General features: G+C 36.7%; 9 protein-coding genes and 1 other annotated feature (1 of these 10 only partly in view). All 9 genes read right to left on the reverse strand.

The window, feature by feature from the left end:
- Positions 1 to 103 (reverse strand) — a sequence feature (ribosomal protein L20 leader region) (it extends 24 nt beyond the left edge of the window).
- A gap of 61 nt (positions 104 to 164) precedes the next feature.
- Entirely contained in the window at positions 165 to 833 is a 669-nt protein-coding gene (locus tag N7603_RS04445; RefSeq protein WP_262096148.1) for a hypothetical protein, read from the reverse strand.
- Entirely contained in the window at positions 820 to 1,392 is a 573-nt protein-coding gene (locus tag N7603_RS04450; RefSeq protein ID WP_262096149.1) for an ATP-binding cassette domain-containing protein, read from the reverse strand. The genes N7603_RS04445 and N7603_RS04450 overlap by 14 nt, the downstream gene beginning before the upstream one ends.
- Positions 1,379 to 2,161: a hypothetical protein gene (locus N7603_RS04455; protein ID WP_262096150.1), complete on the reverse strand. Its 783-nt coding sequence runs from the start codon at positions 2,159 to 2,161 to the stop codon at positions 1,379 to 1,381. The genes N7603_RS04450 and N7603_RS04455 overlap by 14 nt, the downstream gene beginning before the upstream one ends.
- A complete protein-coding gene (locus tag N7603_RS04460) occupies positions 2,158 to 2,784 on the reverse strand; it encodes a hypothetical protein (RefSeq protein WP_262096151.1) in 627 nt (208 codons plus the stop codon). Before N7603_RS04460 ends, N7603_RS04455 begins: the two co-directional genes overlap by 4 nt.
- An 81-nt stretch (positions 2,785 to 2,865) precedes the next feature.
- Entirely contained in the window at positions 2,866 to 4,110 is a 1,245-nt protein-coding gene (locus N7603_RS04465) for an aminopeptidase P family protein (RefSeq protein ID WP_262096152.1), read from the reverse strand.
- A gap of 11 nt (positions 4,111 to 4,121) precedes the next feature.
- Positions 4,122 to 5,792 (reverse strand): phospho-sugar mutase, encoded by a 1,671-nt coding sequence (locus N7603_RS04470; RefSeq protein WP_262096153.1) that lies wholly within the window; start codon positions 5,790 to 5,792, stop codon positions 4,122 to 4,124.
- 69 nt (positions 5,793 to 5,861) lie between these two features.
- Positions 5,862 to 6,602, reverse strand: coding sequence for a type III pantothenate kinase (locus tag N7603_RS04475; protein WP_262096154.1), 741 nt, complete (start codon positions 6,600 to 6,602; stop codon positions 5,862 to 5,864).
- Entirely contained in the window at positions 6,599 to 7,528 is a 930-nt protein-coding gene (locus N7603_RS04480) for a hypothetical protein (RefSeq protein WP_262096155.1), read from the reverse strand. The genes N7603_RS04475 and N7603_RS04480 overlap by 4 nt, the downstream gene beginning before the upstream one ends.
- A 192-nt stretch (positions 7,529 to 7,720) precedes the next feature.
- Positions 7,721 to 8,562, reverse strand: an 842-nt coding sequence (locus tag N7603_RS04485) for a transposase (RefSeq protein WP_262096156.1), incomplete at its 5' end; no start/stop codon positions are given.

The following is an 8,562-nucleotide window of genomic DNA, read 5'->3' on the forward strand; positions in this document are numbered from 1 at the left end:
TTACGGTACCCACTTATTGACGTTAATTTCGTATAAATTTAACGTGACTTTTTGCCTACCGATTCATCGATCAGGCGAGAAGTAGGTACTTCTTCTTTTCACTATTTCTAGTTTCCTTATGTATTATATCGAATTCACAAGGGGATGTCAAGACAAATTGAATATTATTTCGACTTCAACAAACTCATTTGAAAACCCAACCAATAATAGAGCATAACGAGCCCAATCGCATGTTTCGGAAAATGATTTGTCATGAACGGTAATATAATTTGAAAATCAACCCATCTAATGGATATATGGTTCAGATTTGGGTGCAATACCAAAAGTAATAATCCAAAGACCATACTCAAATTCGATTTAATCCTGTTCCATAATACCACATATCCACTAAATACGCACGCGTTTACAGCTAATTTAATCCAAATATCGATTAAAAACGTGAAATCGTTAAATGCGTAGACATAAAAGACTTGAATCCATAGAAAATACCAACAAACACTCCATAAGGTTTCAACCAAAAATAAAACACATTTACAAAATAGATACTGAGGTCCAAACATCACTTCTAAAAAAACATGTTTTTCCCCCATCCAATCGAGTGAATGTCTGATGATATTAAAACCGATCAATAGATACGCAATGTAGCTGCTTTGTTCTTTATAGTAAGTGATTAAATAACGTGCATCCAATGCGCGCTCAAGTGAAGGTCCCCACAATTGACTAAAATACAATAACAAACATAACCAAATTAAATTAATCCCTAAGTTCATTAAAAGCCATTTACGGCTACGCTTTTTGACCCACTCGTATTGAAAAAACTTAATCCAGTGCATGGATCACGACGTCCAATTTCGAAAAAAGTTTGATTTCATGGGTAGATATAATCATACAGGTGCCTTGTGCTTGTAAGTAAGCAATCCGTTTCATCACAACCTTGATGGTTTTATCATCCAAAGCCGTAAAGGGCTCATCCATGAATACCACATCCGGTGAACCTACCAAACTTAAATATAGTAATACTTTTTGTTTATTACCTTTCGATAAATTCGATACCTCACTACCCATGTCAATATCCAGTTCAGATAACCATTTCAAGTCCAGTGGTACACGCATTATCGATAACATCCAACTGATGAATGTAAAAGGACGGTCGACGTAAGGTAATTCAACGAAATCCGGCATGTAGCGACATTTTAGTTTCTTTTGATGATAAATACTTCCAGAATCGGTTTGGATTCGGTTCATACACAACTTTAATAATGTTGTTTTTCCTGATCCATTCTTACCTACCAACAAGTGAATAGTACCTGTATCAAATGACAAACTGAGATTTTCAAAAAGGGTGTGGTCGCCATAGCGTTTTGAGACTTCTCTCAGTTCAATCAATGACATAGACGCGGTTTTGACTGTTTTCAGGGATATCCGAAGACAGCGTTTCAAAATATCTGAATGTATCGATGGTCTCTGAATGCTCAATGCCATCGATGAGGTAATTAACCCTAAGAGGGGTTTGGTTGAAGTGAAATACATCGAGTCCTAAATCAATATGAATGGTTTTGGAGTCGGTAACTACTTGGTCAATTGGTGTACAGTGTGAAACAGTATAACAAATCGTTTGAATTGTTAGCAGTCGATTTGCTTTGACGTCTAATGTAATTTTAGATAAATACGAACTACCCTCTTCATTTTCACCATACTGATTAACAATACTCAAGTCTGACTGATGACTCGGACGCATTAAAGATAACCGTCCAATACTGACTTGTAAATGATCGCCGTTCTTTAAAATCATGGTCATATAACAGGATTTAATGTAATAATCCACTTCTAACTTAGGCAGTTTAAAAATATATCGATATTTGATGTAAACATCCCCTAAGTAATTGTATTCTCCACCTTTTTCAATCATATCTAGGGTCGGAACAAGTTTATAATGTTCATCCAAACTAGATAAGTAAATGGACTCAATCGCTGCACTATCTGTATATAAATTCTTGCGGTTAGCAAATCCTTCAACGATGAGGGTATCATCCGTGGTTAATTGAGAATATAAAGTTTGTTTAAACAAAAGTTTATCAGAGGGGATACGATCAGCTTGGATGCTTAATACGATTAGAAGTATCATCGCAGCCGTTACGAACACAAATGCGAATTTCCTCATATTTTCACCTTTTCTAATCGGTAGAATTGTGTCGTGATGGTAAATACTTCAAACCCACCCTTTTCTAATTCAATCCAAAAGAGATACCTGGATGCTACCCCGTTAGTAATTTTACCTTCACCAACAACATATAAATTAGCCATCGTTTGAGGGTCAACTTGCATCTTCACTTGCCAGGATTCGACCTCTTTACGTGCTGTTTCAGTTTGTGCTGTAATTTTTAACGACCCATCTAGATTCCCTTTAAACTTCTTAACTGGCCCTGACATGTTGATTCCAATCGAACCCGTCGATGAGATGTTCCGTGAGGTTGTATAAGTACTTTCAAACTTATACGAGTATTCAATCGGTGTTGTCCCATCATTATAATAAGAAAAGACGGATTCTGTTTTATAGGTTACTTTAAGATCTGAGTGAACATAATGAACATTCCAGCCCGCAAATCGTCTTTTGTTCACCTTTTTCAAATAAGATTTATAATCGGTTTCGCTGTACTCACTTAAAAACTCCCCTTCATTCAAAGTAATGGATTCGTAGGCTAAATAATCCGCATTCGCATTTAAAGGCGTTTTTACTAAACAAAGTAACCATATCAGTAAACAAGCTAAATAGTATTTTTTCATTGTGAAACCTCCTTTACCCAATACATACAAATAAAGACGAAAAAAAAAGAAAAAGAATGAAATTCATTCTCTTTCAATTGATTATTTTTTCATGAACGCTTCTAAATCTTTAACTTCCTTAATGATGGATTCCGATAAATTAATTCGACCATTGGGTGTTAGCAAGACATTATCTTCAATACGAATACCAATACCCTCATCGGCGATGTATAAGCCCGGTTCAACCGTTAAGACTTGACCCGCTTCAAATGGTTTGGTGTAATTACCGACATCGTGGACATCTAACCCTAAGAAATGACCTAACGAATGATAATAGTATTTTGTAACTTCACTTTCTTCTTTGATTTTACCGAGTTTGATCAACCCTTCAGCTAAAATCTTTTTCCCAAAATCGTTCCATTCCTTGAATGTTACACCTGGTTTTAAGAATTCGATGGAGCGTTTATTGGCTTCAAGAACTATTTCATAATACGCTTTTTGACGTTCTGTGAATTTACCACTAACAGGGAATGTACGGGTGATATCAGAGCAGTACATTTCATATTGGACACCAAGGTCAAATAAAATAAGACTATCCTTTTCAATCATTGCGTTATTCTTACGGTAGTGTAAGATGGTTGCGTTCCCACCTTGAGCTGCAATGGTACCAAATGATGGTTTAACACCATGTTGATTCAATACGAAGTTGTAGTGAGCTTCTAATTGGTGTTCTTTGATTCCAGGTTTTGCAGCATGATAGAGGGCTTCAATACCTTCTTTGGTAATTTTAATCGCGTGCTTCATCGTTTCAATTTCTTCTGGATGTTTGACACTACGAAGTTCACCCAATTCAGAGTGTAAATTACCGACAATTAAGTTAGGATATTTTGATGTCATCATTTGCCCATATTGATTTGCAAGGGTTGGCATATGACGTATATCTCTACGTTCTAAGTCTAAGTATAAGTTTTTAATTGCGCCAAATATCGCAGCTCTTGAATCTTGGAGGTAGCGGCTTATCACCGAATCTAAATCCTTACGATCATAAATATCGGTAATACCAGATTTCAACATCGCTTCTTCCTTAGTAAAACCAGCACCGACCCAAAGGGCTTGAACAGGGTCAACAGGTTCAATGAATAGTAATGCCTTTTCTAATCCCGCCCCCTTAAATAACACGAGTACGACATCTTCTTGTTCAATACCGGTTAAATAAAAGAAGTTACGATTGACTTCGAATGGATATTGTTCGTCTGCAGTTGAGAGTGGTGCGATACCAGAAAAGAATACTGCAAAACTTTGTTGTTCCATCTTTTTAAATACTTGATTTCGATTGTGTGTATACATAATTTATACTCCTATACTTGTCCAAGTAACCCTTGAACGGTGATTTTATAATTTTCTAAAGCCTCTTCTGCATCGTGTTTGGTATTACCAACAACAGACATATAAATCTTTAATTTAGGTTCTGTCCCTGATGGTCTTAAAACAATCCAAGACCCGTCTCGGTAATAAAACTTCAAGACATTTGAAGATGGATAGTCTAGCGCTTCTATACCTGTTTTTCGCCAAGTTTGAAGTTTCAAAACATCATCAATTTGAACGATTTCCTTATTTTTAATCGATAAACGATTGTTTCTAAAATATGTCATAATCGCTTCGATTCGCTTTTTACCTTCAATACCAGAAAGGTTTAAATTCAGGGTTTCTTCTAAGAAGTAACCATAGGTGTTGTACACTGTTGTAAGCAGGTCAATCAGTGTTTTACCTTGACTGTGCATATAAGTGGCCATTTCAGAAAGCATATAAACAGCTTGAACTGCGTCTTTATCTCTAACAAAATCCGATACTAAAGACCCGTAAGACTCCTCACAACCAAACATGTAAACACCTTTGCCTTCAATGGCTCTCGCTTTTTCACCAATGAATTTGAATCCAGTTAAAGTCGTTTCTACTTTGAGTTTAAAGGATGTCGCAATCTTATCGATCAAAGGGGTAGTTACGTTGGTTGTAAATACATAACCATTATCAGGAATTAGGCCCTTCTCTTGTTTTCGAGAAAGGATATAGTAAAGCGTTAAGGCTGCGGTTTGATTACCACTTAAGAAGTGGAATTTACCTTGGTGTTTAACCATGACACCAAGTCTATCTGCGTCTGGGTCTGTAACCAATACCAAATCGCCACCAACCTCTTTGGCTAGTGCTAATGCGCCATCATAAGCTATTTTTTCTTCTGGGTTCGAAGATTGTGTTGCTCCAAAGTTTGGATCATTTACCATTTGGCTTTCGACTGGGATTACTTTGTAGCCAAGCTCTTTTAATAGTCTAGGGACCATCGTTCCACCTGTTCCATGAAGTGGAGAGTATACAAGCTTTAATGGTTTATTTGGTAAATCTTCAATTTGGATGGTCTTAACTGCTTCAAGATAGTGCTCATCAAAAGACTCATCCACCCAGTGAATAAATGGAGATGTTTCTTCAAAATCAATATTGAAATAATCATCAATCGATTGAATTTCACTAATCACGATATTAGCAATACGTGGGACAATTTGGCATCCAGTTTCATCGTAAACTTTATATCCGTTGTAAGCTTTTGGATTGTGTGAAGCCGTAATCATAATACCGCCATCACAATCAAAATGTCTAACCATATAGGATAGATATGGGGTTGGACGTAAAGCACTTGTGATAAACACATCGATGCCTTGAGCCGCTAATACACCCGCTGCACGTTTTGCGAAAGCGTATGAATTTAAACGGTTATCGTAAGAGATTGCGACACGTTTGTTTCGATTTTGATTCAAAATGTAGCGTGAGAATCCCAAAGTAGCGCGCATGATGGTATAGACATTAACACGATTGGTTCCTGCGCCCATGAGGCCACGAATCCCACCTGTACCAAATTCAATATCGACATAAAATGCCTCTTCTTTTTGGGCATCTGTCATGTTTAATAGTTCTTGTTTTAATGTTGCATCTAAGGTATTGTTATTTACCCAAGCTTGATATTTTTGGATATAATCCATATAATCACTCCTCATGTGAATATTATAAACGATTCAGACAATAAATTAACAAAAAAACAGCCGAAGCTGTTAATTTTTTAAAAGGATATCCAGTAAGCCTTCAAGGACGAGATGTTCATCACGTTCGACCTTAGTATGGCAAAGTGGTTCTATGATTTCAGATAATCCACCGGTCATGATGACTTTAAATGGAACACCCACTTCGTTTTTGATACGTTCGACTAAGCCATCGACTTGAGCAGCAACCCCATAAGTTACACCGGATTGCATACACGCAATCGTATTGGTACCCAGTACTTTTGAAGGTACTTCTAAGTCAAATTCTGGTAATAATGCCGTATTCGAAACCATCGCACGCATTGAAATCATCACACCTGGGGTAATGATGACACCTTTGATGGTTGCTTTTTCCATATAGATGTATTTGGTTGCAGTACCTAAATCCACAATTAAAACAGGTGTGGGTTCATTTCTTGCTCCCGCTACAGCGCAAATTAAGTCAGCACCAACTTCTTTTGGATAATCGGTTTTGACGTTAATACCGGTTTTAATGCCAGGCCCCACTATTAGTGGTTGAGTTTGATAATACTTAGTAAACATGTCTCTTAAAGCTTTAGTTACAGTTGGAACAACCGATGAGATAGCCACTTTTTCGACTTTTTCGCCTTTAATAAATGGACTTATCAGTAAGTAATAGGCATCAGCAGACAAGTTTCGATCGGTTGTGATACGAAATTTTTGGTCAATCGATTTGCCTTGAGTTATCCCGATTTTAACTTCGGTATTTCCCACATCAATGAGAATTATCATATAAGTTCCCTTCTTGTATAGTTTAATATACCCACAATGATTGGAGTTCCGATTAAGACAGCTGCTAAGGCTTCCATTAGACCATTGGTCATTGCGATACCATAAATAATCGAAATCACATCGGTAAATCCAGCACTGAAAATGGCTGGCTTAAAGATGGCTACTGTCGCCAATACTAAAACGGTATGAATTACGGTTGCGAGGATGAATGACGATGGTATAAATACAAAACTACCTTGGTGTTTTTCTATAAACCAGTAGTAAACAACTAAAAATAAGACACTAAGTAAGAGAACTAAAGGTGTTGTAATATTTAAAACTTTGGCTTCACGATTCGTTGCTTCTTCACTCAAAGTCGGTAAATTAAGTTCGATGACCAAAGCTTCTGCTCTTAATGCCAGAGCTTCAATGGGTTTGTCGTCTTCAATTGAATCTGCTTCACTTCTAAGACTGACCATTTCAGCTTGTTTGGTATTGTATTCTGCCCATGCATTCGCAGTCACAATCGCTTTTGAACCATAGAATAATGCGAATAATGTAACTAAAGATACCAATCCGAATAAGATGATTTTACCCAATTTGATGGTTTCAATCGTTTTAAATAACTGTACGATTTCAAACGCTAACCAAGCGAACAACATACGTGGTAAAACCGAAATCCAGGGTAATTGAAATGCCAAATCGAATGCGGTTGCTCCATAAATATAGGAAGCCATGAGCGAACCTAGCCCCATAAAGAAACCCAAAATGATCGCGTTACGACGATCCAGTAAAAAAACACCGACGATTACAGGAATGTGTACTAAGGTAACAGATACCCCAGGCATTACCGTAATGAATCCAATTTGTGGTAATAATGACATCGTCAAAATAATGGTCACAAATACGGCGGTCAGTGTGAGTTGAAACAATTTCTTATCTCTCATATTTTCTCCTTTTTAGGCCACGAAGGGTCCCATAAGTATAGTGTCATTATAATGCTTTTTAAATTTCACTTCAAGAAAAAGGTACTCGTTTTTGTTGTAAATCCTCATTTAGGAACAAAGAGGTGAATAAATCACCCTTTAAAGAATGATTCATTTCCACTTAACGATTTAACTCGTCTTATTTAAAAACGACTACACACCAAATAGGTATGTACGCTTAGGAGTGTTCACTCCTTTATTCCCTATCCATAAGGCATCGGGATTACCTTTTCCAATCATATTTAATGAGGCATTTTGGTCAGCGTTTATCAAAGTGCCTTTTTGACTCTTATACAAACCTCTTTTGATTCTAACACCTGAGAAATCACCTTTTACGAATTCATCTTGATCTAGATAGGACGCTTTGGAAGTATATGCTTCATTAATCACTTTGGTTTCAATACCTATCTGTTCAGCTAAATAAAGGATTCGGTCTCTTAGTCTCGCTATAGGTATACTTTTCGTCCACTGATTATACGTGTCAGATAGTCGCTCATCTTTAAACGTATCATTATAACCAATGATGATTTGTTTAACCCGGTTTTCAATCGCGTGATGGATAATGAGTTTAGCTGCTTTATAGATGCCGTAATCCATTTGATGGTTACGCTTATCCATTGGACGAATCATTTGTTTTGTTAAGACATTTTGATTGGGTCTACTACTCGCTAGTTTCACGATTCGTTTATGATAAAACTGATTCATACTCTTTAACCTTTTTCCATCAATGAGTAAGTTTGTATTATTGGTTATGGAACAAAATGCTAGATTGTTATACCCAAAATCTATTCCCATCGTTTCGGTAAGATCATCTAATTTCATTTTAGGTGTTTCATCTAAATAGACATAGACCACTTCGATGTACTTTCCATCATAGTAGGACTTGATGGTGATTTCTTTGATTGGTTTGGTTTGGATACATTTGGGTGTGGGGATATCTAGTGATAAATCACTTAAATGGTTTAATTCGGTTGTGTGCTTATGAATTTGTTTTG

The organism is Paracholeplasma vituli (genome assembly GCF_025446935.1).
Classification (GTDB): Bacteria; Bacillota_I; Bacilli_A; order Acholeplasmatales; family UBA5453; genus Paracholeplasma; species Paracholeplasma vituli.

Excerpts from the sequence above, each read along its gene's own strand:
- N7603_RS04470 (WP_262096153.1), bottom strand. The coding sequence starts at position 5,792 with ATGGATTATATCCAAAAATATCAAGCTTGGGTAAATAACAATACCTTA.
- N7603_RS04455 (WP_262096150.1), bottom strand. The coding sequence starts at position 2,161 with ATGAGGAAATTCGCATTTGTGTTCGTAACGGCTGCGATGATACTTCTA.
- N7603_RS04465 (WP_262096152.1), bottom strand. The coding sequence starts at position 4,110 with ATGTATACACACAATCGAAATCAAGTATTTAAAAAGATGGAACAACAA.
- N7603_RS04475 (WP_262096154.1), bottom strand. The coding sequence starts at position 6,602 with ATGATAATTCTCATTGATGTGGGAAATACCGAAGTTAAAATCGGGATA.
- N7603_RS04445 (WP_262096148.1), bottom strand. The coding sequence starts at position 833 with ATGCACTGGATTAAGTTTTTTCAATACGAGTGGGTCAAAAAGCGTAGC.
- N7603_RS04460 (WP_262096151.1), bottom strand. The coding sequence starts at position 2,784 with ATGAAAAAATACTATTTAGCTTGTTTACTGATATGGTTACTTTGTTTA.
- N7603_RS04450 (WP_262096149.1), bottom strand. The coding sequence starts at position 1,392 with ATGTCATTGATTGAACTGAGAGAAGTCTCAAAACGCTATGGCGACCAC.
- N7603_RS04480 (WP_262096155.1), bottom strand. The coding sequence starts at position 7,528 with ATGAGAGATAAGAAATTGTTTCAACTCACACTGACCGCCGTATTTGTG.